This window comes from Pyxidicoccus sp. M6 (assembly GCF_055568925.1).
In genome coordinates, this window is sequence record NZ_CM145714.1 from 4,943,909 (window position 1) to 4,969,893 (window position 25,985).

Genomic DNA, 25,985 nt, shown 5'->3' on the forward strand with positions numbered 1-25,985 from the left:
CGGACTTCAGGCGCTAGCTGTTGATGGCCTTGTACTTCCGGGCGAGGTCCTTGAAGAACTTCACGCCGTTGTCGAGCGAGTTCTCCATGGCGTCCATCAGCACCGTGCGGAAGGCAGCCACGGGGCCCCGGAAGGACTCGTAGTAACGCTGCCGGTCGATGCTGTGGATGATGGCCGGCATGTAGCCGTTGCGCACCAGGATGAGGTTGCTGCACATGCGCCCCACCTTCCCGCTGTGCTCGGTGAAGGGGAAGATCTGCAGGAACCGGTGCTGCACCGTCGCGGCCTGCTTGATGGGGTGGAACTCGCGGAACTCGGCGCTCGCCGTGTAGTCCACCAGCTTCTCCAGCTCGCCCTGAATCTTCGCGGGCTGGGAGATGTCGTGGAAGTACGTGCGGTGGAGCGGCATGTCCTTGCGCAGCCCGGACCTGTCACGCTCCTTGGCCAGCTCCTTCTCAGTGCGCTCGCGGCGCTCCAGGCGGGCGCGCTCCTGCTGCGCCTCGGGCGTGTTGCCCAGGAACAGGTCGTGCATCCGCTTGATGGTGGTCAGCGTGATTTGCGCCTGCTTCTTGGCGCCCGCCGCCTCCTCGCGGATGTAGTCGCAGACGGCCTTGTGGTTCCGGATCTCGAGGACGACCGGAATCATGGAGGCTTCCGCGTTGGTGCGACCAGGGAACAGCGCGGCCATCAGCTCCTGGTGGGTATAGACGACTCCCTCCAGAGCGGCGTCGTGGTAGATCCACGACATCTCGAGCCTGTCGAGGAACTCGCGCGCCGGCTGCTTGTCCTTGTAGATCTCGAGGTACTCGCGCAGCGCCTCGTTCTTCTCGTCGATGTCCTGGTAGCGTTCCTTCACGGACTACGGCTCCTTCTCGCTGCGGGTCCACCATGGGGGGGATTCCGAAGCATGCGGCCGAGCAGTACAACGGCGTGCGGATTCTAGAAATTCCGCGCGGTTGTAACAACGAAATCATCACAGATTGACGAGGAAGACCTCGCACGCCTGGTCGAGCAGGTCCTTGGAGAGCGCGGGCGGCATCTGCCGGTAGCGGGCCGCGTCCTTGATGAGGGACACGAGGTCACGGGGGTGGCAGGCGCGCAGGTCCATGCTGCGCGGCTTGTAGTAGTGCTCGATGAGGTAGGTGACGGCCTGCTCGACGTAGGGGACGCCCGCGGCCTCGCAGACGCGGCGGAAGATCTCCCGGTAGGACTCCTCGTCCGGGTTGCTGACTTCAATCTTGTACTTGATGCGGCGCAGGAAGGCCTCGTCCACCAGCTCCTTGGGGTCCAGGTTGGTGGAGAAGACGAGGAGCTGGTCGAAGGGAATCTCGAACTTCTTGCCGGTGTGCAGGGTGAGGAAGTCCACCCGCTTCTCCAGGGGGACGATCCACCGGTTGAGCAGGTCCGTGGGGTGGACCTTCTGGCGGCCGAAGTCGTCGATGAGGAGCATGCCGCCGTTGGCCTTCACCTGGAACGGCGCCTCGTAGAAGCGGGTGCTCTCCGAGTAGATGAGGTCCAGCGTCTCCAGCGTCAGCTCGCCGCCCACCACGACGGCGGGCCGGCGGGTGAGGAGCCACCGGTTGTCCATCTCGAAGGTCTGCCGGCGGCCGGAGGCATCGCCGCCCATCTCCAGGGACACCGGCGTGTGGATGAGCCGGTCGAAGACCTGGATGATCTGATTGCCGATTTCGATGCAGTGCGGGACGTACACCTCGCCGCCGAACATGTGCGAGACGGCCTCGGCGAGGCTCGTCTTGCCGTTGCCGGGCGGGCCGTAGAGGAAGAGCGAGCGGCCGGAGTTCACCGCCGGGCCCAGCTTGTCCATCAGCTCGGCGGGGACGGTGAGGTGGCTGAGCGCCATCACCAGCTCCTCCTGGCTGACGACGGGCGTCTCCTCCGTCTGGCTGGTGACGAGGGCGTTGTACTGCTCGATGGGGACGGGCGCGGGGCCGACGTAGGTGGTGCGGGTGAGGGCGTCGCGCGCGTACTCGCGGCCCTTCTCGGTGAGGATGAACTCCACGGAGGCGCGGCCGAAGCCCTTGCCGCCGCGCAGGTCCACCAGCTTCTCCGTGGTGAGGAAGTCCACCACGTGCTCGATGACGCCCGGCCACGGCAGGCGCATCTCCTCCGCGATGGCCATGCCCGTGCCGGTGCCCGCGTAGTACAGGAACTTCAGGGCGATGTCGGACAGCAGGCCCATCTTGAGCCCGGTGTCCTCCACCGATTTCGGCTCGGCGGGAGCGATGTCCAGGATGGACGGGTTCTCGAGCTTGAACGGATTGTCGTCGTCGTACGCGTACCCGGCGGGAGCCATCGGGGCCTTGTTCTAGCCCATCCGCCGCACGCTTAGGCAGCCGACATGCGGTGACGGTTGCGTGCACGACGCCCGCACGAGGTGCGGGCGGGGAGACATGCTCGCACCCCGCCTGCCTCTCCCCTCGATGAAGGGAGAGGGAACGAGGGGCCGCGGGGGCGTCACGGCGTGGTGCCGGACGCCTGCCCGCGCGAGCTCGCCGCTTCGCTCAGACGTAGGTGAGCCACTCCGCGTAGCGGGGCTCCTGGCCGCGCACGGTGCGGAAGTAGGTCTCCTGGACGAACTGGGTGATGGGGCCGACCTTGCCGGTGCCCACGGTGCGGTTGTCCACCTCGCGCACCGGGGTGATTTCGGCGGCGGTGCCGGTGAAGAAGATCTCGTTGCCGATGTAGAGGGCGTCGCGGGTGAACGTCACCTCCTCCACCGTGCGGCCGCTGTCGCGCAGGAGCTGGAGCACCGTGTCGCGGGTGATGCCGTCCAGGATGGGCGAGGACAGCGGGGGGGTCTTGATGACGCCCTTCTTGTTCACCATGAAGATGTTCTCGCCGGACGCCTCGGCCACGAAGCCGCTGATGTCCAGGAGGATGGCCTCGTCGTAGCCCGCATTCACCACCTCGCGCTTGGCGAGGATGGAGTTGACGTACTGGCCGGTAATCTTCCCGCGCACCATGTTCACGTTCACGTGCATGCGCGTGAAGGAGCTGACCTTGGCGCGGATGCCCTCCTTGATGCCCTTGTCGCCGAGGTACGCGCCCCAGTCCCACGCGGTGACGGACACGCGGGTGGGATTCACGGCGCCCAGTCCCATGGCGCCGTCGCCCATGAAGGCCACCGGGCGCAGGTAGGCGCCGTTGGCGAAGAGCGCCTTCTGCCGGCGCAGCACCTCCAGGCACGCCTCGAAGAGCTCGTCCTCGGAGTAGGGCATCTTGAGCTGGATGATGTGCGCCGAGTCGAGGAGGCGGCGGACGTGCTCGCGCAGGCGGAACACGGCGAGGCGACCGTCATGCGTCTTGTACGCCCGGATGCCCTCGAAGACGCCGAGCCCGTAGTGCAGCGCGTGCGTCATCACGTGCACCTGGCCCTCGTCCCATTTCACCATCTTCCCATCGAGCCAGATCTGATCCGCGCGCAACGTAGTACTCGAAGTCGAGCTCATTCGAAGGTTCCTTCAGCGGGGGATTTCAAGATGGGACTGCCCCGGCCTTCTAGCCAGCCCGGCCCTATGAGGTCAAAGCACGAAAGCGATTTTCGCGATGACTCACAGCACGGGCGGCAGCGGGGTGAGCATGCGGCGGAGGAAGGGCATCTCCTCGGCCAGGGCCTTGCGGCCGAGGTGGAGGGCCTTCGAGGCCAGCTCCACGTTGGGCACCACCTCCAGCGGTGACAGCGTGCGGGAGAACCGCTTGATGTGGTGCGCGTAGGGCAGGTTGGGCGCCACCGTCATCGCGGCCAGCCGCTGCAGGGGCAGCCAGAAGGGCGTGGCCAGCCGGGGCGCGAAGCCGTCCAGCCCGAGGATGAGCGTGTTGCGCGTGCCGATGCGCCCGCGCGCCACCGCCTTCCACGCGGCCTTCGCGGGCAGGTTGTCCACCAGCCCGCCGTCGATGAGGCGCGCCACGCCGTGGTGCGAGAGCATTCCCTCCAGCAGGCCGTGCATGCGCGGGTCCTCGCGCAGCACGTCGTAGTGGATGACGCCGGGCAGCGCGGAGGAGAAGCCCGCCGCGTCGAGCGCGTCGAATTCAGAGGTGGCGTCGTCCGCGCCCAGGTGGAGGCGCACGGTGATTTCCGGGCGGGTGAAGAGCTCCGCCACGGCGCCCATGGAGGCCTGGATGCGCCGGGCCACGCCCGCGGGGTTGAGCAGGCCCAGCGGGCTCGTGCCCAGCAGGCGCTCGTAGTACTCCAGCGGGCGGGGCAGCATGCCGCGGCGGATGCCTCCCACCGAGATGATGGTGGGGATGGGCAGCTCCTTGAGGCGCAGCCCGCTGCCCTCCGGCCCCGCGCCGAAGAAGCGCCCCAGCCCCGCGCGCAGGAACAGGCGCAGCGCGGCGGGCAGGCCGTAGCGGCTCTCCGTGGAGATGAAGCGGAAGAGCTTCCGGAACGACAGCCCCCGGACGATGTTGATCATCTCCGTGGGGTCGAAGCGCGCCATGCGCGCGCGCATGATGGCCAGCACGGCGCCCATGGACGCGCCGGCAATCAGCCTCGGCTCCAGGCCGTGCTCGTCCAGGAGGCTCATCACGCCCAGGTAGACGAAGGCGGTGCCTCCGCCGCCGCCCGCGACGAGCACCAGCTCCTTCTGGCGGATTTCGCGGTCCAACGCCTCCAGCGGCACCCGCTCGCGCAGCCGCTTCGCCACCTCGTCGCGCGCCTTCAGGGCGTGCTCGCGGAGGTCCTTCACGTGGGGCACCAGCCTGTCCCGCGTGGGCGGGCGCGTGCCGCCGAGGACGGGCGTCAGGCGCCGCTCGACTTCCTCACGGAAGGGCGTGAGCAGCGCGCCCACGCCCACGTCCAGCCCGCCGTGCTGCACCTTGTAGAGCCGCGCCAGTGACAGCGCGGTGCGGAGGATGGCCTCCTCGCGCGCGTCCAGGAGGTGCGGGGACGCCATGGCCGCGCGCACGAGGTTGAGCTCCAGCTCCTCGAGCGGCCGATTGATTTGAAAGCGTTCCTTCAGCAGCACGGGCGGGCGCGCGCGTCAGGCCTGGGCGATTTGCGGCAGGTTCGCCCGGGCCTTCTCGATGTCGCCCTCGTACTTGAGGACGAGGTTGAGCGTGGAGGCCACCAGGTCCGAGGTGAGCTGCTCCGCGTTGAGCAACGCGAGACTCTGTGCCCAGTCCAGCGTCTCGCTGATGGAGGGCGCCTTCTTCAAGTCCAGCGAGCGGATGGCGGCGACGGCCTCCACCACCTGCTCGGCCAGCGTCTGGGGCACGCCGGGCAGGCGCGCCTTGACGATGCGCAGCTCGCGCTCGCGGTCCGGGAAGTCGATGTGCAGGTGGAGGCAGCGGCGCTTGAGCGCGTCCGACAGCTCGCGGGCGTTGTTGGAGGTGAGCAACACGCGCGGGACGTACTTCGCCTTGAAGGTGCCCAGCTCGGGGATGGTGACGGCGTTGTCCGAGAGGACCTCGAGGAGGAAGGCCTCGAACTCCGGGTCCGCCTTGTCGATTTCGTCCACCAGCAGCAGGGCGGGGCGCTCGGAGACGAGCGAGCGCAGAATCGGGCGGGGCAGCAGGAAGCGCTCGGAGAAGAACACCGCGTCGCTGGAGCCCAGCTTGTTGGCGGCCTCGGACAGCGTGGAGGCGCCCTGCACCATGTCCCCAATCTTGTCCTTGAGGAGCTGGGTGTAGAGGAGCTGCTTGGCGTACTCCCACTCGTAGAGGGCCTTGGCCTCGTCCAGGCCCTCGTAGCACTGGAGGCGGATGAACTCGCGGCCCAGGGCCTGGGCCAGCGCCTTGGCCAGCTCCGTCTTGCCTACACCGGCGGGGCCTTCCACCAGGATGGGCTTGTCCATCCGGTCCGCGAGGAAGGCGGCGGTGGCGATTTCGGGGGAGGAGAGATAGCCAACCTGTTCCAGGCGCTCTTCCGCGTCCGCCACGCTGCTGAAGCCGCGGCTGTCTTGCGTCGAAGGGGTGCTCACGCCTGGAAACTTAACCGACCCCCTCCACACCACTGCGGCAAAAATGCCAGGGTTCCGGCACCCGCGGCGTGGGCTTCCTGCCTCCCTGCCTTGCAACCCGCCGTAAATACGGTGGGAAATTTTCTTCGCATCGCGGGCACATGTCGTGCATCTACCCCGCGCATTCACGAAGCGGCGAGGTAGCAGTCATGTTCTGGGCGTGGTTGAGGATGGCGATGGCGGTGGCGGTGGTGCTGTTGCCCGGGGGCTTCCCGCTCCTGCTGGCCTACATCGCGGTGCGGACGCTCCGTACCCGGTGGCACAACGCGCGGCTGGAGGCGCACAGCCACGGGCGCGAGGCCTCGCTCCGTGACGTGGTCTCCTCGCTCCACTTCAAGGAGCTGGTCGCCGAGGCGCGAGCCGCCCTCTGACTTCCGCGCCCGGGTAGGGCACGGATGTCATGGTTGAACAAAGAGCCCCCGGGATTCTGGGGCACTTGAAGAGACTCCCACCCCGGACCGCCCGAAGCGAGGCGCTCCGGGGTGAGTCGTTTCTGGGCCAAGGAGTTCCCGGCGAGGCCTGCCCGGGTGCCGGGCTTCCGGCGGGTGGTGCCGGGATTCCGAAAGGGCGCCGGAGGGTGCTCCGGCGCCCGGGCTCGGGCCCTACTTGTCGAGCTCGTCGACCAGGGCCGTCCAGTCGTCGTCTTCCTTCGCGCCGCCGGTGGGCAGCGGAATCATCACGGTCCGGTCGGTGGGCTCGGACTCATCGGGGACGACGGGGGCGGGCGCGGGGGCCGCGGCCTTCTTCGCGGCGGGCTTCGCCGGAGCCTTCGCGGCGGGCTTCGCCGCGGCGGGAGCGGCGGCCGGGATGACCTGGTTGACCTGGGTCTTCAGGGCCAGGTCCTCGTCGTCGGCGGGAGCGGCCTTCGCGGCGGCGGCCTTCGCGGGGGCCGGAGTGGCAGCCGCGGCCGGGGACTTGGACTTGAAGCGAGCCAGCTCCAGCTCGGCGACCTTGAGGGCCTTGCTCTTCTCCTGCACGGACTGCTGCAGGCGGGCCACTTCCTGGGCCTTGATGGTCTCCCGGCGCTCGAGCTCCGCCTTCTGCTTGGCGTTGAGGTCTTCAATCTCCTTGAGCTGCCGCGTCTCCAGGTCCTTGCGCTCCTTCTGCGCGGTGGCGAGCCGGGCCGCGGCCTCGTTGGCCTTGCCCTCGGCGGCGGCCACCTTGGTGTTGAGCTCCTTCTCCACGCGGGCCTTGGCGCCCTGCGCGTTCTCCACCGCCAGCTCCAGGTCCTGGATCTTCTTCGTGCGCGCTGCGAGCTGCGCCTGGAGGTCCTTGGACTTCGCCTCCGCGTCGGCGGTGCGGGCCTGGGCCTCCTGGGTGAGCTGGGCGATGCGCTGCTCGGCCTTGGCCAGCTTCGCGGCCAGGTCGTCCGCCGCGCGCTTCGCCTCCGTGCGCTCCTGGGCTGCCTGCTGCGCCTGCTGCTGGGCCTTCGCCTCGGCCTGCTGGAGCTGCCCGGCGAGGTTGTTGCGCTCGGCGGTGAGCTTCTGCTGGGCGGCGCCGGCGGCCTTGAGCTGCTCCTCGCGGTCGGCGAGGGCCTTCTTGCCCAGCTCGAGCTGGTTGTTGAGGCCGGCCATCTGCTGGCCGAGCGTGTCCGCCTGACGCTTGGCCTCGGTGGCCTGCGTCTGGAGCTTCGTCTCCAGGGCCTTGAGCTGCTCGGTGCGGGTGGCGACCTCGCGGTTGAGCACCTCGCCCTGACGCATCTTCTCCTGCGTCACCTGGGTGAGCTTGCGGAGCGTGTCGGAGAGCTCCTTGCCCTTGCTGGCCAGGTCGTTCTGGAGGAGCTCCTCCTTGCGCTGCGACTCCTCGGTGAGCGCATGCAGCCGCTCTTCCAGGTTGCCGCGCGCGTCCTCCACCTGCGCGAGCTGCGCGGACAGCCGCGTCACCTCGGCGACGCTGGCGCCCAGCTCGTGCTTGGTGAGGGTGAGCTGCTCGCCCAGGTCCTCGCCCTGGTTGCGCGCCTCGTTGAGCTGCGACTCCAGCGTGGCCTGGGTGTTGGCGGCGGCCTGCCGGGTGGTGGCGTGGGCCTGCTGCTCCTTGCCCAGCGCGTCGCGGGTGGCGGCGAGCTGGCCCTGCGTCTGCTCCAGCGTCTGGGTGGTGGCCTCCAGCTCCTGGCGCAGCCCGTCGCGCTCGGAGGTGAGGTCCCCGATGTGCGCGCTCGTCTCGGCGGCGAGCTTCTCGTGCGCGGCCTTCTCCGCCTCGAGGTTGCCCTGCGTCTCGGACAGCTCGCCGCGCAGCTGGCCAATCTGGCCGGTGAGCTGGTCCTCCAGCGCGTCCTTCGCCTCACCGAGGGCCTTCAGCTCCGCGGTGCGCTGGTCGCGCTCGCGGGTGGTGCGGGCCAGGGTGTCGTTCGTATCCTGGAGCGCGCCCTGCGTCTCCTGGAGCTCGGCCTGGAGCGCGTCGCGCTGGCCGATGGTGGAGGCGAGCTGCTCGCGCGTCTCCTCCAGCGCGCCCTGCGTCTGCGTCAGCGTCTGGGTGGTGGCCTCCAGCTCGCCGCGCGTCTCCGCCAGGGCGCCTTCCGTCTGCGCCAGCCGCTGCTGCGTGTCCGCGAGCGTGGCCTCGGTGCGGCCGAGGGTGTCCTGCGTCTGCGCGAGCGTCTGGCTGGTGGCCTCCAGCTCGCCGCGCGTCTCCGACAGGGCGCCTTCCGTCTGGGAGAGGCGCGTCTGCGTGTCGGAGAGCGTCTGGGAGGTCGCCTCCAGCTCGCCGCGCGTCTCGGAGAGCGTCTCCTCGGTGCGGGCCAGCAGGCCCTGCGTCTCGGAGAGGGTGCCCTCCGTGCGAGACAGCGTGTCCTGCGTCTGGACCAGCGTCTGGCTGGTGGCCTCCAGGTTGCCGCTCAGCTCGGCGATGCGCTCGTCGCGCGTCGCCACGTCACCCTGCAGGCCCTCGATGGTGGCCTCGCGCTGGGCGACGGTGTCCTCCAGCGACGCGACGCGCGCGGTGAGCTGCTCGCCGAGGCGCTGAGACTCCTCCAGTTGCTGGGTGAGCGCCTGAATCTGGCCGGTGAGGTCCGCCTCCAGCTCGGCCTTGGCGGAGCGCAGCTCCTCCAGCTTCTGGGTGAGGTCCTGCTCCAGCGCGTCCTTGGCCTGGTTGAGCGCGTTGAGCCGGTCCGAGAGGTCCGTCTCCAGCTCTTCCTTCGCCTGCTGAAGGGCCTGCAGCTCGGCGGTGAGCTCCGCCTCACGGTCCGCGAGGTGCGTCTTGACGGCCTCGACTTCGCCTTCCAGCTCGCCGATGCGCTCCAGGTGCTGCTGGATGTTGGCGTTGAGCTCCGCCTCGTGCTGCTCGTTGCGGGCGATGGTCTCCGACAGCTCGCGCTCGAGGGTGCCAATCTTGGCGTCGCGATCCTCGACGCGCTGGGTGAGCTCGGCCTCCTGGGCGTCCTTGTCCAGCCGGAGCTGGTCGCGCTCGCTGGTGGTGCGCGCGAGGTCGCCTTCCAGGTCCGCCACCTGCTGCGTGAGGCGGGCCTCCAGGGCATCACGCTCGGCGTTCAGCCGGACGATTTCCGCGTCCGCCGTCCGGCCGTGCTCCTCGGCGGCGGTGGCGCGCGTCTCCAGGGCGCGGACGGTGGTGTCGCGCTCCTGCTCCGTCTCGGAGAGGCGGTCCTGCAGCGCCTGAATCTCTCCGCCCAGCTCGGCGTAGCGCGCGTCGCGCTCGCTGACGGTGCGGGCCAGCTCCGCCTCGAAGTCGTCACCGCGCTTCGTGAGGCTGGCAATCTCCGCCTCGTGGGCGCGGAGGGCATCCTGGAGCTTCTGCTCCTTGACCTCGAACTCCAGCGTGACGACGCCGAGGTGCTTCTCGAGCTTGTCGTACTCGCCGCGGAGGTTCTCCAGCTCGGAGGCCCGGCGGGACAGCTCGTCCTCGCGGTTGTGGACCTCCTTGCGCAGGAGGTTGATGTCCTTTTCCTTGGAGGCGACGACCTCGATGAGGTCCTTCTCCGCGGAGAACTTCTGGAGGAGCAGGTCGTCCACGGCGGCGCCGTGCTCGCGCTCCTTCTGGAGCATGGCCTGCTGGGCCTCGTTGAAGCGGCGGAGCAGGTCGTCCACCTGCATCTTCAGGCCCTGCAGCTCCACGTCCTTCTCGTGGAGCCGGTCCTCGCCGGAGAGGAGCTCACGCTCGCGCACGCCCCAGATTTCGGAGAGGCGGGCGAGCTGGGCCTCGCGCGTCTTCAGCTCGTCGCGGAGGATTTGAATCTTGCCCTCGGGCGTGCCCATCAGCTCGCGGCGCGGAGGCGGGCGCTTGAGCTGGCGGGACTCTGCGAGGAGCTCCGCCTTGCGGTCGGCGATGGACTGGAAGGCGCGGTCGAGGAAGGCGCGGTCCTCGTCCGTCATCGCGCTGCGGCGCTCGCGCTTGGGGAGCTTGGGCGGGCCGCCGGCGGTGGTGCGGATGGGAGGCGGCATGGGCGGCGGTGCCTCGCGGGGCGCGCCGTTGAGGGCCGCGTCGAGCGAGGCGTCCGACTCGTCCGTGCCCGCCGGGACGATGCCGTGGCTCATGGACGCGAGCTCGCCCATCTCGAACGGGATGACGAGGTAGCCGTCCGCGGCGGCTGGCGTCTGACGGTGCTGCGTCAGGCCATCCACGCCCGTATCGGAGGAGAGCAGGAGGACCTTGAGATTCTGTCCCCACTTGCCCTTCTTGATCTGCCCGCAGAGAACGAAGCCGGATTGATCCGGCAGCTCGGCGCGCAGGACGACCAGATCCGGCCGGCGCTTTTCCAGCTCACGCTGCGCGTCAGACGCAGTCGCAGCCATGGCCGTCTGATACCCCGCGCTCTTGAGCACGGTGGCCATGCTGAGGGCGAACTCGTTCTGGCTTTCGACGATGAGGACCCGACGCTCCATGAAGCCCTTTGATCCGGAAAAAGTGCTGTGAAAACCGCAGCATCCTATCGGGCGCGTGCAAGCCTTGGAAAGTTTATGGGTGGCGCTCGGTTGCCTGCTTCACGAGCCCTTGCCGCGGACGACGCCCGGGGAGGTACGTGCGGGCGGGGGAACGCGGGAGGGGTTGGCGCCCTCGTCCCGACCGGGGAACGTCGTCGGTGGCGTGTGGCGGTCGAAGCGGATGCCGTCCGGTGGACAGTAGCCGTGGGCGAGCTGGGCGAACCACGGGTTCAGCGACGAGGGGACGGGCTCCGGCGCGGGGCCCTCGTCCACGGGCTCGCCCCTGGGCTCGTCCTCGACTTCGCGGAGGTCGGCCTCCTCGTCGAGCAGGCGGGCGTTGGCGGCGGAGACCTCGGCCTCCTCCACCTCGTCGCTGCTGATTTCATCCGGCTCGTCGAGACGTGGGCGCGGGTGGGCAGGAGTCGGAGAGTTGTCGGCCCCGTCGTCGATGGGCTGGGCCTCGTCGGCGGAAATCTCCTCGGGCTCGTCCTCGGAGCTGGCGGAGCTGGCGGGAATGGAGGCCTTGAGGGACGGAGGCGGAGGGCGGGAGGCCTGCGCTTCCATGGGGGCCAGGCGGGGTGGACCCTCGGGCATCAGCCGGGGTGGACGCTGGCGGGGAACGGGCGGCGGAGCAGCGGCGCGGGGGGGCAGCGCAGGCGGGCGCTCCGGCTCGGTGGTGCCTCCGCGAATGGGCGCGGGGCGGTCGGAGTCACCCGGTCGCAACATCGGAGGCGGGCGCTCGGACTCGGAGGGGGTGGAGCCTCCGCGGATCACCGGCGGCAGCACGGTCTCCGAGGTGATGGGGCGGGACGCCAGGGGGCGCTCCGCGTCGGACGCCGCGGCACCCGGGCGGAGCACGGGGGGAGGACGGTCCGAGTCCGTGGAGGCGGTGCCGCCGCGGATCATCGGTGGCAGCCCCGTGTCCGGAGACGAGGCGCTGGAGCGCAGCATCGGAGGCACGGCCGTCTCGGAGGTCGGCGGGCTTGAGCGGACCACGGGCGGCAGTGCGGACTCTGATGCCGTTGAGCTGGAGCGCAGCGCCGGAGGCAGGGCCGTCTCCGAGCTCGGCGGGCTGGAGCGAACCACCGGAGGCAGTGCCGTCTCCGAGTTCGGCGGGCTGGAGCGAACCACCGGGGCGGGCGCCGACTCGGAAGTCGGTGAGCTCGAGCGCCCCAACGGCGGCAGGCCCGTGTCGCGAGGCACCTGGGGAATCGAAATCTCCGAGCCCGGAGCGCCCGAGCGCGACAGTGGGGGCAGGCCCGTGTCGCGGGACACCTGGGGGATGGAGACTTCCGAGCTCGGAGAGCCCGAGCGCGAAACGGAGGGCAGCCCCGTTTCCGAGGTCGGAGAGCCAGCGCGCGGCGCCGGCGGCAGACCCGGCTCGGAGGCGCTTCCGGCGCCAGTACGCGACGCTGGAGCACCGCGCTCGGAGTCGACGGACGAGGTGCCTCGCGACGGCGTGGACAGCGCCGACATGCGCCGTGACGGAGTCTCCACGCGGGCCGAGGTGCTGCGCCCACTCAGGGCACGCGAAGGCTCGGGCGCTGACGATTCGTCCTTCCTGCTCGTGGCCCCGGATGTACGGCCCGAGGCGGACGGCGTGAACTCTTCGTCACGCATGAACAACGAGGCAGGCACCTTGACGATGGGCGTCGGCGCTGGCGGCTCGTCATCGCGTTCAGGCGTGACGGGCGTGCGGCTCCCGAGGACGGAACCCGCGGCATCCTCGCGAGCGCTCGGGCCAGGAGCTCGCGTCACCGGCGTGGGCGCGGGCGGCTCCTCCCGGTCCGCCGCGACAGGCGCGCGGACCACCGGAGTCGGAGCGGGAGGCTCCTCCGCATCGGCGCTCGCGGGCGCGCGGACGATGGGCGTGGGCGCGGGCGGCTCCTCCGCATCCCTGGAGGCAGGCGCGCGAACGACAGGTGTCGGAGCCGGGAGCTCTTCGCTCTCGGAGGTGGAGGTGAGGGCACCCCGGACGATGGGCGTCGGCGTCGGAGTCGGCGCGGGCGGCTCCTCCACGAGCGAAGGCGCTCCGGCCCTGCTCGACGTGGACGACCTCAGCGCCACCGGCCCACCGGACTCCGCGCGGCCCGAGGTGGGAAGCGTCGAGTCCACGATGACGGAGGCCGGCGACGGGCTCTGCGCTGGGGCTTCTTCGCGCAGGGGCAGGCCCATCACCACGGGCGGCTCGGAGGGCTGCACCTCCAGCTCCGTCTTGACGAGGCGCGTGTCGAGCCCTTCGTCCAGCACCTGTCCCATCACCAGCGGCAGTTCCTCGCGCGCGGGCTCGGAGCCGCCGGCCTTCGCGGCCTCCGGCTTCGGAAGCGGCTTCACGGGCGTCGGCTCCGGCGGCAGCAGCGCCGCGAGCCGGTTGGTCGGCGTGCCCGTCACCATCGTGGGAGAGGGCAGGTCTTCCTCGCTCCGAGGCGCCACCACCGACCGCTTCTCCAGCAGCGAGTCGTAGAGGTCGATCAACCGCCCGCGGATGATGCTCGCGTCGAGCACCTCCTCCGCGTGCGCGCGCGCCCGGCGTCCCAGCTCCACGCGGCGGGGGATGTCGCGCGCCAGGTCGACGATATGGTTCGCCAGCGCCTGCGTGTCCCCCGGCGGGAAGAAGAGGGCAGTGTCCTGGGGGATGAGCTCGCGGGTGACGGGCAGGTCCGCGGCGATGACGGGACGGCCGGCGGCGCAGTACTCGGACACCTTCGCCAGGGGACCGCCCTGCAGCCGGTTGCGCTCCACGTCGTCGAGCGGGAGCACGCCCACGTCCGCCAGCGCGAGCACCTTGGCCACGTCGTCATGCGCGACGGGCGGCTGGAACTCCACGCGCTCCTTCAGCCCCAGCTCCTTCACCAGTTCATCCAGGTGCGGCTGCCAGTCCGCGTGCTGCGCGCCCACCAGCGTGAGCCGCACATCCGCGCGCTGAGCCGCGAGCGCCACCGCGCGCAGCAGCGTGGGCAGGCCCTGCCACCCCACCTGGCTGCCCAGGTACATCAGCCGCAGCGGCTGCCCGTCCGGCGCGCCCATGGCGACCGGGTCGTACGCCTTGAGGTCCACCGGCGCGCGGACCACGTGGATGAGGTCCTCGCTCGCCCCGAGCGACTGGATGTACGAGCGCGTCGTCTGCGAGCCGGTGATGATGAGGTCCGCGTTCATCAGGCAGAACAGCTCCTGCCTGCGAATCTTGGAGAGGAATCGCCGGTCTCCTTCCGTCTGCGGGTGCGTGTAGCGCAGCTCCTGCGACGGGAAGGTCTGCGCCTCGTAGATGAGGCGGTGGCCGTAGTCGGCCTTCAGCTCGCACAAGGCATAGCCGCCGAACGGGTCCGTGAAGTGGGCGAGCGCGTACTCCTCGCTCTCCAACTGGCGGCGCACGGCGCGCTCGAAGGCCTGGATGCGGGAGGCCAGGTCGCCCGAGCCTACCGGCACCCGCAGCAGCCGAGCACCCTGGTACTTCTCGATATGGGAGTGGTCAGGTGTCTTCGCCGACAGCACCACCACGGAGAAGCGGTCCGGCAGCGCCTTGAGGTACTCCGTGACACGGCGCGACGAGCCCGACGGGCCGGGGATGACGTCGAAACTGCACAGGAGCAGTCTGGGCAGGTCGCTCAAGCGTGGGCAGGATACTTGGCCCCATCCTGGGTGTCATCGGGCGATGCAGGGGAGGGGGGGTCGGGCGAAGAACACATGAAATGCTGGCACGTTGACCCTCCACTGCCAGCGACCTAAAGGCCAACCTTGTCTATGGACGACCTCAAGAGTGTAACCGTCAGCCATCTGAGAGAGCTGGCCCAGAAGCACCTGGGGCGCGGTTACAGCAAGCTGAAGAAGGAGGAACTCATCGCCGCACTCGCCGCGTACGTCCCCACGCTGGCGAAGCTTGCTCGCCTGGCGGGCATCACCGTGGCGCGCAAAAGTTCCAGCAAGAAGGCGCAGGCGAAGGCCTCGGCAGTGAAGGGCTCGACCGCGAGGGAGTCCAAGGCGTCGAAGGAGGAGAAGGACAAGAAGGCTCGGGAGCCCAAGGCCGCTGCCAGGGGCGTGAAGGAGTCGAAGGAGTCCAGGACGCCTGCTCGCCGGGAGTCGAAGCCGGCCGCCAGGGAACCGAGCGCGCCTGTCGTCACTGTTTCAACGCGAGGCCGGAAGACAGCCGCCGAGGAGAAGAGCGTTCCAGCGAAGGCGAAGCCCGCCGAGAAGCCGGGCCAGGGACGCGTGTCCGCGCCCAAGCGGGTGGCGGCCAAGCGGGCGTCCGAGAAGCCGGGGGCTGCCCCGCCTGCCCGCCCCGCGCAGGTGGTGAACTTCCCGCCCAAGCCGCGCGCTCCCCGTGAGCCGGCGATGCCCACCACGTCGGCCGCGGCCGTGGAGTCGTCCGGTGAAACGGGAGCCGGTGCGTCGGCTCCGACTCCTCCCGCCGAGGTTTCCGTTGTAGCCGAGCCCCCGCCGCCTCCTCCCGTGCAGCACGACGCGGAGCCGGTGGTGGACGGCTTCTTCGTGGCGCGCGTCGTGAGCCCGGACGAGGCGCGACGCCACCACATGGTGGATTCGGCGCAGCCTCCTCCTCAGGCGGGGGACGACGAACGGCTGGGGGAGCTGCCCGCCGGCTATCAGGATGACAGCACGCTGTTGCTGCCGAGAGATCCGGAGACGCTCTTCGTCTCCTGGGACTTCAGCGAAGCCGCGCGGCAGCGGGCGCTGCAGGGGTTGGATTCTCCGCGCGCGGTGCTGCGCGTGTTCGACGGCGAGAAGATGGCGCGCGAGCTGGACTGCGTGCTCGAGTCGCGCGGCCTCTACATCCACGGTCTGGAGCCGGGCCGGCACTACCGCGTGGAGGCGCACTTCGTCGGGAGGGACGGGCGCAGTCGCCGTATCGGTCACTCCAGCAATCGGGTTGCATTGCCGCCGAGCGGCACGTCCACGGACACCTCGATTCGATTCCTCCGCGTGCCTCAGCGCATGCCGGAGCCGCAGCCGCTGCCCGAGGTGGTGCCGCCGGTGCGTGCCCGGACGCCGGAGGCCGAGGAGCGCGAGTACATCACCTGGCGTCGCGTGAATCTGCCGGGCAGCGCGGGCGCGCAGGACATCCCCGAGCTGCGCCGCGAGCGCATCACACCCACCGCGCAGGAGGAGTCCCACCTCGAAGCGCCGCCGCGAGCGCCGGGTGCGTCGGACCAGCGCTACGTGCAAGCGCAGGCGCGTGTGCCGGGGGCTTCGGACATGCGCTACGTGGATTCCGCGGGGCGTGCGCCGGGTGCGTCGGACCAGCGCTATCTGGAGGCGCCGGGACGGGCTCCGGGAGCATCGGACCAGCGGTACGCGGAGGGTGGGGCGCCGCGGCGCGAGCGTCAGTACCTCGACGTGGGGCGTGCGCCGGGTGCGTCGGACATGCGCTACGTGGATTCCGTGGGGCGTGCGCCGGGGACGACGGACACACGGTACCTGGAGTCTCCGGGCCGTGCGCCCGGGGCTTCGGACCAGCGCTATTTGCAAGGCGTCGCCCAGCCGGCCGGCGGTGGTGCCCGGTCTCCGTACCAGTACCTCGACGTGGGCCGTGCTCCGGGGGCGTCGGACATGCGCTACCTGGACTCAGCGGGGCGTGGAGGCGGCGCCGCGGACACGCGCTACCTGGAGTCTCCGGGAAGAGCGCCCGGTGCTTCGGACATGCGGTACCTCGGGTCCGCTCCAGGGGCTCCGGGTGCTCCGGACGCGCGTTACCTGGAATCGCCTCCGCGTGCTCCGGGGGCTTCGGACGCGCGTTACCTGGAGTCACCGGGAAGTGCACCCGGTGCTTCGGACGCGCGTTACCTGGAATCGCCTCCGCGCGCTCCGGGCGCTTCAGACATGCAGTACCTGGAGTCGCCTTCGCATGCTTCAGGCGCATCGGACATGCATTACCTGGAGTCGCCTCCGCGTGCTCCGGGCGCTTCAGACATGCGTTACCTGGAGTCTTCGCCGCGAGCCCCGGGTGCATCGGACTCGCGCTACCTGGAGTCTCCACCGCACACGCCGGACGATTCCGACGTGCGCTACGAGAACTTCTTCACCTGGCCTGCTGGTACCTCGGAGCCGCGCACCACCGAATCCGCGCAGCGTCCTTCCGATTCAACGAAGGAGTCTCTTCCCGGCAAGCCGCCTTCGGGCAGCGGCCGCTCGTGAACCCGCACGGATACCCTGAACGCTTATGAGCCTGGGCTCTCTCGCGCTGGTCCTCCACGCGCATCTTCCCTTCGTCCGACACCCGGAGCACGAGGACTTCCTCGAGGAGGACTGGCTCTACGAAGCCATCTCCGAGACGTACCTCCCGCTGCTCCTCGTGTTCGACAAGCTCGCGGAGGACGGCGTCCCCTTCCGCCTCACGATGACGCTGTCGCCCACGCTCGTCGCCATGCTGCGCGACGAGCTCCTGGTGTCGCGCTACGCACGCCGGCTCGACCTGCTCTGCGAGCTCGGCGAGCGGGAAGTCCACCGCACCCGGAATGACGCCACCTTCGGCCGGCTCGCCCGCTTCCACCGCGACCACTTCGAGTCGCTCCGCCGCGCCTTCAACGACCGCTACAAGCGCGACCTCGTCCCCGCGTTCCGCCGCCTCCAGGACGCGGGCCATCTGGACATCATCACCTGCAACGCCACCCATGGCTTCCTGCCGCTCATGCAGCAGGTCCCCGAGGCCGTGCGCGCGCAGGTGACGGTGGCCGCCAACCACTACCGCCAGAACTTCGGTCGGGATCCGGCGGGCATCTGGCTGGCCGAGTGCGGCTACTACCCCGGCCTGGAGCGCGTGCTCGCCAACGAGCGCATCCGCTACTTCTTCGTGGACACGCACGGCCTCACGGATGCCACGCCGCGCCCGCTGCACGGCCCCTACGCGCCCATCTTCACCGAGGCGGGCGTGGCCGCGTACGCGAGAGACCCGGAGAGCAGCCAACAGGTGTGGAGCACCGAGTTCGGCTACCCGGGCGACCCCGCCTACCGCGAGTTCTACCGGGACATCGGCTGGGACCTGGACCTCGACTACATCCGCCCGTTCATCCAGCCCACCGGCGACCGGAAGAACACCGGCTTCAAGTACTACCGCATCACCGGCAAGACGAACGACAAGCAGCTCTATGACCCGGACGCCGCCCGCGAGCGCGCCGCGGTCCACGCCGGCAACTTCCTCTTCAACCGCGAGCGGCAGGTTGAGTACCTCGCCTCGCGCCTGGGTGGCCGCAAGCCCGTCGTCGTCGCGCCCTACGACGCCGAGCTCTTCGGCCACTGGTGGTTCGAGGGCCCCCTGTTCCTCGACTTCCTCATCCGCAAGGCCGCGTACGACCAGAAGACCCTCAGCCTGATTTCGCCCTCGGACGACCTGAGGGAGCACCCCGAGAACCAGGTGGCCACGCCGCCGCTGTCCTCGTGGGGCGCGGGCGGCTACGCGAACATGTGGCTCGACGGGGCGAACGATTGGATCTACCGCCACCTGCACCACTGCGCGAAGCAGATGGTGGAGCTGGCGCGCGACTTCCCGGACGCCGACGCCCTGAAGCGCCGCGCGCTCAACCAGGCCGCGCGCGAGCTGCTGCTCGCCCAGTCCTCCGACTGGGCCTTCATCATGAAGACGGGCACCATGGTGGAGTACGCGCAGCGCCGCACGCGCGAGCACATCCTCCGCTTCCAGCGGCTGCACGACGAGCTGCGCGCGGACGCCATCGACGAAGGCTGGCTCACCCACGTGGAGGGCCGAGACAACCTCTTTCCGGAGCTGGACTACCGCGTCTACCGGCCCGGCTGAGCGCTCCGGGAACAGGCGGGGCGGCAGGTTGTTTCCCTGGCGCCCTCCGAATGCCCCCTTTCGCTTGCGGTGAGTCAATTCCGCTTTAGCTAGGAGTACATATGAACCCTTCTCCCGTCGCTCCCCGGAGGGCCCTGGTCGCGGCGCTCCTGCTCGTGTTGCCCGGTGTCGCTTCCGCCCAGGCTCCGGCGTCCCCGCCGGCGGCTCCACAGGCCCAGCAGGCGCAGCAGGGCGGCGGCAATCCGCTGCAACCCGCCACGCGCGAGGCCCAGGCGCTTCCGTCGCTGGCGCCGCTGGTGGAGTCCGTGAAGTCCGCGGTGGTCAACGTGGACGTGCAGGCCCGGGGCGGACGGGGCGGCGGCTCGGAGGACAACCCGTTCTTCGACCGTTTCTTCGGCGGCGGACGGGGCGGGCGCGAGCCGCTCCGTCAGGGCGCGGGCTCCGGCTTCATCATCGACCCCAAGGGCATCATCCTTACCAACAACCACGTGGTGGAGGACGCGGTCTCCATCACCGTGCGGCTGGATGACGGGCGGACGTTCTCCGGCGACGTGCTCGGCAGGGACCCGCTCACCGACGTGGCGCTGGTGAAGCTGAAGGAGAAGGTGGAAGGGCTGCCCACGGTGAAGCTGGGCGACTCGGACGCGCTGCGCGTGGGTGACTGGGTGGTGGCCATCGGCAACCCGTTCGGCCTCGCGTCCAGCGTGAGCCTGGGCATCGTCTCCGCGCGGGCGCGTGAGATTGGCGCCAGCGCGTACGACGAGTTCCTCCAGACGGACGCCGCCATCAACCCCGGCAACTCCGGTGGCCCGCTCTTCAACATGAAGGGCGAGGTGGTGGGCATCAACACCGCCATCGTTGGCGGCGGCACGGGCATCGGCTTCGCGGTGCCCAGCAACCTCATCAAGGCGCTGCTGCCGCAGTTGGAGAAGGAAGGCGCCGTCACCCGCGCGTGGCTGGGCGTGGGCATCCAGGACCTGACCCGAGACCTCGCGGGCGCGCTGAAGTTGTCGGTGACCGAGGGCGCCATCCTCACGCAGGTGAACCCGGGCTCGCCCGCGGCCAAGGCCGGGCTGAAGCCGGACGACGTCGTCACCGCCATCGACGGGCGCATGGTGCACACCAGCAGCGAGCTGACGCGCACGGTGGCGCTCAAGCGGCCCGGCAGCGTGTCCACGCTGACCATCTACCGCGAGGGCAAGAAGCAGGACGTCAAGGTGACTCTGGGCACGCGGCCGGACCTGGAGGGCGTGGCCAGCAAGCCGCGCGTGGGTGACGAGCAGGAGAGCTCGCGGCGCGTGGGCGTCAGCCTCCAGAACCTGGACGCGCGCACCGCGCAGCAGGCGGGCTTCACCGAGCGCCAGGGCGCGCTCATCACCGACGTGCTGCCCGGCTCGCCCGCGGACCGCGCGCAACTGGAGCCCGGCATGCTGGTGGTGGAGGTGAACCGCAAGCCGGTGGCCAGCGCCGACGAGCTGGCGAAGGTCATCAAGGGCGCACAGTCCGGCAGCACGCTGCTGCTGCGCGTGGCGGACGCGCGAGGCAACCGCTCCCTGCGTGCCCTGCGGGTGCCGTGAAGCACACGGGACACGGAGCGGCATGAGCGTCAACTACGTCGCCCTCGGCGACAGCACGGCGGTGGGAGTGGGGGCGACGCGCGGCGGGGGCTACCCCGAGCGCCTCGCCTCGCGCCTGCGCAATGACGGGCTCCCGGTGGGCCTCACCAACCTGGGGCAGAGTGGAGCCCGCATCCGCGACGTCTTCACCGGGCAGGTGAAGCGCGCGGTGGCCACGCAGCCCACGCTGGTGACGCTGGGCGTGGGCACCAACGACATCTGGCGTGGCACCCCGGTGGAGGAGTTCCAGGAGGAGTTGGACCGCATCGCCCGCCGGCTGAAGCAGACGGGCGCGCCGCTGGTGCTGGTGAACATCGCGGACATGGCGCTGGCGCCGGTGGCGAAGCTGGTGCCGAGCGCCCTCTACGAGGGCCGCATCGAGCCCTTCAACGCCGCCATGGCGGAGGTGGCTCGCGCGCACGGGCTGCACCTGGTGGACTTGTTCCTGGCCAGCAAGGAGATGATTCCGCACAACCCGCACTTCTTCTCGCACGACGGCTTCCATCCGTCCGCCGAGGGCTACGAGGAGTGGGCGGACCTGATGCTGCCCACGGTGCGCACGCTGGTGTCGCGCTGATTGCCGGGCTCCGGCGCGCGGCCTACGCCTTGGCCACGCCGCCCGGAGTCGTGGTGGGCGCCACGGTGGGCGCGTCGGCGGCGGGCGCATGGGGGCCGCGCTCGCGGCCGGGGTGCATCTCCATGCCGGGCTCGTACGGAGTGGTGCGGTTGCGGCCGGTGCGCTTGCTGCAATAGAGGGCCGCGTCCGCGCAGTCCACCAGCTCCTCCTGCGTGGCGGCGTCGGTGGGGTAGTGGGCCACGCCCACGGACACGGTGACGTGGTTGCCGGGCAGGCCGGGCTGGGACAGCGACACGTTGTCCGCCACCGCGCGGCGCAGCTTCTCCGCCACCTCCACCGCATCTTCTTTGGTGGCCTGCGGGAGCAGCAGGACGAACTCCTCGCCGCCGTAGCGCGCCAGCGTGTCCACCTTGCGCACGCGCACCTTGAGCGCGTCGCACACGCGGCGCAGGGTCTCGTCGCCCACGCGGTGGCCCGCCACGTCGTTGAGGCGTTTGAAGTGGTCCACGTCCACCATGAGCAGCGCCAGCGGCACGCCGAAGCGCTGCGCCCGCGCCAGCTCCAGCTCCATGCGCTGGAAGAGGTGGCGCCGGTTGGGCACGCCCGTGAGCGGGTCCGTCATGGTGAGCTTCACCGTCTCCGCGTGCAGCCGCGCGTTCTTCACCGCCGTGGCCGCCAGGTCCGCCACCGCGGTGAAGAGCTCGATTTCCTCCGCGGAGAAGCTGGCCACCTCGGGGCGCTGGAAGTTCATCACCCCCAGCAGCGCGCCCATGTGCACCATGGGCACCGCCAGCAGCGCGCCCCGGTCCATCGCGCCCTCCACCAGCCCGCGCTTCGCGAAGATGCTGGTGCGGTCCTCCAGGTCCGGCAGGTACACCGCCTTGAGCGTCTCGGCCGCGCGCCCGCACGCGCCCTCGCCCATCGCGAAGGTGAGCCCCTCCGAGCCGCGCCCCTCGGGCCAGGCGTGCTTCACCTCCAGGAGCCCCTCGATGTTGAGGAGCATGATGGAGAAGTCCGGAATCTGCAGCCGCTCCACCACCAGGCGGGTGATGGCCTCCAGCAATTCGTCCAGCTCCAGCGTGGCGTTGAGCGAGCGCGCCACCTCGAAGAGCAGCGACAGCTCGCGCAGGCGCACCTCCAGCGCCTCCTTGAGGACCAGCTTCTCCCTCACCACCTCGAGGTCGCGGTGGGTGTCGATTTCCTCCGCCTTCATCGCGGTGAGCCGCGCCAGCATCTGGTTGAAGGCCGCGCCCAGCCGCGCCAGCTCGTCCGTGCCTCGCGCGTCCGCGCGCACCAGCAAATCACCAGCCTCCGCGCGCCCCATCGCCGCGCTCAGCTTGCGCAGGGGGCGGGTGAGGTTGAAGTGCAGCGCCAGCGCGGTGAGCACCGCCAGCAGGACGATGAACAGCACCATGGCGCCCAGCGCGCCGCGGAACATCTCCGACAGTTGCTGGTGCAGCGCCGGCTCCGCCACCCGCATCTGCAGGACGCTCGCGCCCGGCACGTCGCCCTCGGAGTGACAGCTTCCACACTCGGGCCCGCCGAGCGGCCGCACCACCTCCGTCACGCCGTTCACCGAGCGCGCCGCCTCCGGCCCGGGCGCCGTCAGCCGGCTGGCCTCCGCGTGCACATGGCCCACCTCGTCCGGCTGGCGAGACCAGCGGATGCGCCCGTCCGGCGTCAGCACCCGCGCGTCCTCCACGGAGCGGAACAGCCGCGTGTCCGAGCGCAGCACCTCGGCCACCGCCTCGTGCGCCCGCGACGCGCCCGGCGACTGCGGCAGCGTGAAGGTGGAGGCCACGAACTCCGCCAGTGCGAGCGACTCCACCTGCGTCGCGTCCTGCACCGCCACCCGCGCCTCGCGCCAGAAGTGGCCCATACCCACCAGGGCCACCACCAGGCCCGGCAGGGCAATGCTCCACAGGAGCTTCCTGCCAACAGTGTCGGGACCCAGGGGCATGCGCTTGTTCGCAGCTCGCTGCAACGGTGGCTTAAACTTGTTTCACGAAGTTCCTACGGAATTGTCAATTGGCTGACGCGGACTGTCAAACGTACTTGCACAAGAATTTTCCTGTTTCGTTGGTGTTGCTTACTTGCCGCGACTCGTCACCGGAATGTTGCTGTTGTCTCCAGGAGTCCCATGTCGACCGCGTTCCTGATGTCCACGCTGCTGCCCGTTCCCCATGGCTTCGCCACCCGCGCGGGAGGCGTCTCGGAGGGGCCGTTCGCGTCGCTCAACCTGGGCTTCTCCACGGGCGACACGCGGGAGCACGTGCTGGAGAACCTGCGCCGGCTGGCCACCGCCGCCGGGGCGCCGCTGGGCGCGCTGGGCCGCGTGTCGCAGGTGCACGGCGACAGGGTGGTGGAGTCGCGGGGCGGGGAAGGGGAGGAGCTGAAGCCCGTGGAGGGCGAGGCGGACGCGCTGTGGACGGAGTCCGCGGGCGCGTGGGTGGCCGTGGGCACGGCGGACTGCGTGCCGGTGCTGCTGGTGGACCCGGACGGGCAGCGCGTGGCGGCGGTGCACTCCGGGTGGAGGGGCACGGACGCGGACATCAGCGCGCGGGCGGTGGAGGCGCTGGTGGCGAGGGGCGCGCGGCCGGAGCGGCTGCTCGCGGCGGTGGGCCCCTGCATCCAGCGCTGCTGCTACGAGGTGTCCGGCGAGCTGGGCCAGCGCTTCACCGGCCGCTTCGGCGCGGAGGTGGTGGAGTCCTCCGGCGGCTCGGTGAAGCTGGACCTGTCACGGGCGGTGCGGCTGACGCTGCTGCGAGCGGGGCTGAAGCCCGCACACGTGGACGTGCTACCGGCCTGTACCTCATGTGAGCCCGAGCGCTTCTTCTCCCACCGGCGAGACGCGGGGCGCACCGGTCGCCACCTCAACTACGTCGTCCACCGCTTCTAGGCCGCCGGCCGTTTTCTTGACGCTCTCCGACGGCCCTTCCTATCCTCGGGCAGACTCCCGTCCGAATCCGAAGAGGCCCGTGCCCGCGCGCTCCGTCATCTTCCGCCTGCTCGCCGCCGCGCCGTTGTGCGTGCTGAGCGCCTGCGCGTCCAACGCCGCCAGCCAGGCGGACGTCGGGGCGCTGAGGGCGGAGCTGCAGACCCTGCGCGAGTCGCAGGCCCGCCTCACGGAGCGTTTGCAGCGCCTCGAGGCGCACGCGGCGGTGGACAAGGCCCGCTCCGGTGACACCGCCGCCAGGGCCGCTCCTGCGAATGCGAGTCCCGCGGGAGACGGCCTGGGCGTCACGCCGGAGTTGGCGGTGGTGAAGCTCAAGCCGAAGAACGAGCCCGCGCCCAAGCTGCCCACCGCGGTGCCCGTGGTGGAGCCGGACTCGGACCAGATGGAGATGTTCATCAGCGCCGTGCCGGACGGGGCGCCTGCTGCTTCGGGTGGCGAGGCCGCCACGGTGGTCGCCTCGCGCGACGACGAGGCGGACGCGAAGGACCCGGACGTGCTGGACGTGGAGTACGACAAGGCCGTGTCGCTGCTGCGCACCGGCAACGTCGAGGGTGGCGTGGAGCGCCTGCGCCGCTTCGCGGAGGAGAATCCCCGCCACCCGCGCGCCGACAACGCGCTGTACTTCAGCGGGCTCGGGCTGATCGGCCTCAGCGAGTTCAAGGACGCCGCGCGCACCTTCGAGCGGCTCATCAAGACCTATCCCGCCGGGGATGCCATGCTGGACAGCATGCTCCGGCTCGCCGAGTGCCGGATGCGGCTCAACCAGGCCGCGGATGCCCGGGCGCTCTACACCCGCGTCGTCACCCAGTTCCCGGGGACGGCCGCCGCCACGCAGGCGGAGCAGCGGCTCGCCGCGCTCCCGCAGTGAAGGCTCTTTCGAAAGGACGTCGTGCGATGCGCTCCCGGATCCTCACCTCGCTGATGTTGAGCCTCGCCGTCGCCCCGGCCTGGAGCGCGCGCGCCCAGCAGGAGGGCAGCGAGGAGCAGGACCAGGACACCGGCAACGAGACGGAAGGCGCCGAGGTCATGGACGAGGCACCCGAGCAGCCCCGCGGCACCGCGACCGTGCCGCCGGGCGCCCCCAGGGGCCGCGAAAGCGCCCCGGGCGAGGTACACCAGGTGCAGGAGGGCGACACGCTCTGGGATTTGTCCCAGCGCTACCTGGGCAGCCCCTGGTACTGGCCCAAGGTCTGGTCCTACAACCCCGAAATCGCCAACCCGCATTGGATCTACCCGGGCAACCAGGTGCGCTTCTTCGGCTCGGGCGAGGAGGTACCCACCCAGGTGGCCACCGAAATCGCCGCCGAGGACGTGGAGGCGCCCACCGAGCTGAGCGGCGCCAACGCGGTGACGGTGACGGGGAAGATTGGCTACGACGTGTCGACCTCGCGGCCCATCACGACGCAGGGCTTCGTCACCCAGCGCGAGCTGGACGAGGCCGGCCGCATCGAGGGCTCCTCCTCCGGCGCGCTGATGCTGTCCTACCCGGACAACGCCTACGTCCGCTTCAAGAAGAAGGGCAACGCCAAGGTGGGGGACCGCTACGTCGTCTTCCACACCACCCAGGCCGTCACCCACCCGGTGACGAAGAAGAAGCTGGGTTACCTCACGGACTTCCTCGGCACCCTGCGCGTGATTCGCGTCAGTGAGAACGTCGTCACCGCCCAGGTGGTGGACACGTGGGACGGCATGGAGCGCGGCGACCTGGTGGGCCCCGTCGGCGAGCGCCTCACCGAGCGCGTGGCGCCCAAGGCCAACGCCAAGGAGGTCCAGGCCACCGTCGTCACCGCGCTGGTGCCGTACCTGACGCTGCTCGGCGAGCACCACACGGTGGTGTTGGACCGGGGCAGCGCGGACGGCGTGCAGCTCGGCAACACCTTCACCATCCTCCGCCAGGGGGACCCGTCCCTCCAGGTGCTCGGCCAGGAGGCCAAGCCGCTCACCGCGCGCGAGAAGCGCTTCCCCTGGGAGAACATCGGCACCTGCATGGTGACCGAGGTGAAGGAGCGCACCTCCAACTGCCTCCTGCTGCGCTCGATGGAGGAGCTCAACCCCGGCGACCGCGCCGTCATGCGGGTGGGCGAGCCCACCGCCAGCCGCTGAAATTCCAGGGCTTCCAAGGGCCCGGAATCCGGCAGGAAATGTGCATCCCCTCCGGCAAAGGAGGGGATGGGTGCTTGACCGGTGGCGGTCGGGTGTCTATGTGTCGCGCCCCTCCTGGG

At 70.3% G+C, this 25,985-nt stretch carries 16 protein-coding genes; 8 read left to right on the forward strand and 8 right to left on the reverse strand.

Features of this window, described 5'->3' with window-relative positions:
- Window positions 1–13: 13 nt before the first annotated feature.
- The 5 genes from ACVTJA_RS19630 to ACVTJA_RS19650 form a co-directional block, all read right to left on the reverse strand.
- Window positions 14–856, reverse strand: a complete 843-nt coding sequence (locus ACVTJA_RS19630) for a Fic family protein (RefSeq protein WP_465838186.1) — start codon at window positions 854–856, stop codon at window positions 14–16.
- A 117-nt stretch (window positions 857–973) separates the two neighbouring features.
- Entirely contained in the window at window positions 974–2,314 is a 1,341-nt protein-coding gene (locus tag ACVTJA_RS19635) for an AAA family ATPase (protein WP_465838188.1), read from the reverse strand.
- Between the two features lie 208 nt (window positions 2,315–2,522).
- A complete protein-coding gene (locus ACVTJA_RS19640; RefSeq protein ID WP_465838190.1) occupies window positions 2,523–3,470 on the reverse strand; it encodes a branched-chain amino acid transaminase in 948 nt (315 codons plus the stop codon).
- Between the two features lie 102 nt (window positions 3,471–3,572).
- Window positions 3,573–4,988 (reverse strand): patatin-like phospholipase family protein, encoded by a 1,416-nt coding sequence (locus ACVTJA_RS19645; protein WP_465838192.1) that lies wholly within the window; start codon window positions 4,986–4,988, stop codon window positions 3,573–3,575.
- A 15-nt stretch (window positions 4,989–5,003) separates the two neighbouring features.
- Entirely contained in the window at window positions 5,004–5,942 is a 939-nt protein-coding gene (locus ACVTJA_RS19650; protein WP_465838194.1) for an AAA family ATPase, read from the reverse strand.
- Between the two features lie 188 nt (window positions 5,943–6,130).
- On the opposite strand from ACVTJA_RS19650, the gene ACVTJA_RS19655 reads away from it, so the two are divergent.
- Window positions 6,131–6,352 (forward strand): hypothetical protein, encoded by a 222-nt coding sequence (locus ACVTJA_RS19655; protein WP_465838196.1) that lies wholly within the window; start codon window positions 6,131–6,133, stop codon window positions 6,350–6,352.
- A 231-nt stretch (window positions 6,353–6,583) separates the two neighbouring features.
- Here ACVTJA_RS19655 and ACVTJA_RS19660 read toward each other — a convergent pair whose 3' ends face one another.
- Together ACVTJA_RS19660 and ACVTJA_RS19665 are read right to left on the reverse strand one after the other, a co-directional pair.
- Window positions 6,584–10,813: a response regulator gene (locus ACVTJA_RS19660; protein ID WP_465838197.1), complete on the reverse strand. Its 4,230-nt coding sequence runs from the start codon at window positions 10,811–10,813 to the stop codon at window positions 6,584–6,586.
- Window positions 10,814–10,912: 99 nt separating this feature from the next.
- The gene (locus ACVTJA_RS19665) at window positions 10,913–14,461 is read right to left on the reverse strand and encodes a glycosyltransferase family 4 protein (RefSeq protein ID WP_465838198.1); all 3,549 of its coding nucleotides are present in this window, start codon (window positions 14,459–14,461) and stop codon (window positions 10,913–10,915) included.
- Window positions 14,462–14,752: 291 nt separating this feature from the next.
- Here ACVTJA_RS19665 and ACVTJA_RS19670 point away from each other — a divergent pair, with 291 nt between their 5' ends.
- The 4 genes from ACVTJA_RS19670 to ACVTJA_RS19685 all read left to right on the forward strand — a co-directional run bounded on the left by ACVTJA_RS19670 (window position 14,753) and on the right by ACVTJA_RS19685 (window position 20,807).
- Window positions 14,753–16,999 (forward strand): DUF4912 domain-containing protein, encoded by a 2,247-nt coding sequence (locus tag ACVTJA_RS19670; RefSeq protein WP_465838200.1) that lies wholly within the window; start codon window positions 14,753–14,755, stop codon window positions 16,997–16,999.
- A gap of 25 nt (window positions 17,000–17,024) precedes the next feature.
- Window positions 17,025–18,614 (forward strand): glycoside hydrolase family 57 protein, encoded by a 1,590-nt coding sequence (locus ACVTJA_RS19675; protein WP_465838201.1) that lies wholly within the window; start codon window positions 17,025–17,027, stop codon window positions 18,612–18,614.
- A 101-nt stretch (window positions 18,615–18,715) separates the two neighbouring features.
- On the forward strand, window positions 18,716–20,191 hold the full coding sequence (locus ACVTJA_RS19680; RefSeq protein WP_465838203.1) for a Do family serine endopeptidase: 1,476 nt from the start codon (window positions 18,716–18,718) through the stop codon (window positions 20,189–20,191).
- A 22-nt stretch (window positions 20,192–20,213) separates the two neighbouring features.
- The gene (locus ACVTJA_RS19685; protein WP_465838204.1) at window positions 20,214–20,807 is read left to right on the forward strand and encodes an SGNH/GDSL hydrolase family protein; all 594 of its coding nucleotides are present in this window, start codon (window positions 20,214–20,216) and stop codon (window positions 20,805–20,807) included.
- 22 nt (window positions 20,808–20,829) lie between these two features.
- Here the strand turns inward: ACVTJA_RS19685 and ACVTJA_RS19690 are convergent, their stop codons facing one another.
- Entirely contained in the window at window positions 20,830–22,767 is a 1,938-nt protein-coding gene (locus ACVTJA_RS19690) for a GGDEF domain-containing protein (RefSeq protein ID WP_465838206.1), read from the reverse strand.
- 180 nt (window positions 22,768–22,947) lie between these two features.
- Between ACVTJA_RS19690 and pgeF the strand changes: the two genes are divergently transcribed.
- The 3 genes from pgeF (at window position 22,948) to ACVTJA_RS19705 (ending at window position 25,866) form a co-directional block, all read left to right on the forward strand.
- Window positions 22,948–23,706 carry a peptidoglycan editing factor PgeF gene (gene pgeF, locus ACVTJA_RS19695; protein ID WP_465838207.1) on the forward strand — a complete coding sequence of 253 codons (759 nt, stop codon included), beginning with the start codon at window positions 22,948–22,950 and terminating at the stop codon, window positions 23,704–23,706.
- Between the two features lie 79 nt (window positions 23,707–23,785).
- The gene (locus ACVTJA_RS19700) at window positions 23,786–24,631 is read left to right on the forward strand and encodes a tetratricopeptide repeat protein (RefSeq protein ID WP_465838209.1); all 846 of its coding nucleotides are present in this window, start codon (window positions 23,786–23,788) and stop codon (window positions 24,629–24,631) included.
- A gap of 26 nt (window positions 24,632–24,657) precedes the next feature.
- The gene (locus tag ACVTJA_RS19705) at window positions 24,658–25,866 is read left to right on the forward strand and encodes a LysM peptidoglycan-binding domain-containing protein (RefSeq protein ID WP_465838211.1); all 1,209 of its coding nucleotides are present in this window, start codon (window positions 24,658–24,660) and stop codon (window positions 25,864–25,866) included.
- The last annotated feature ends 119 nt before the right edge of the window (window positions 25,867–25,985 follow it).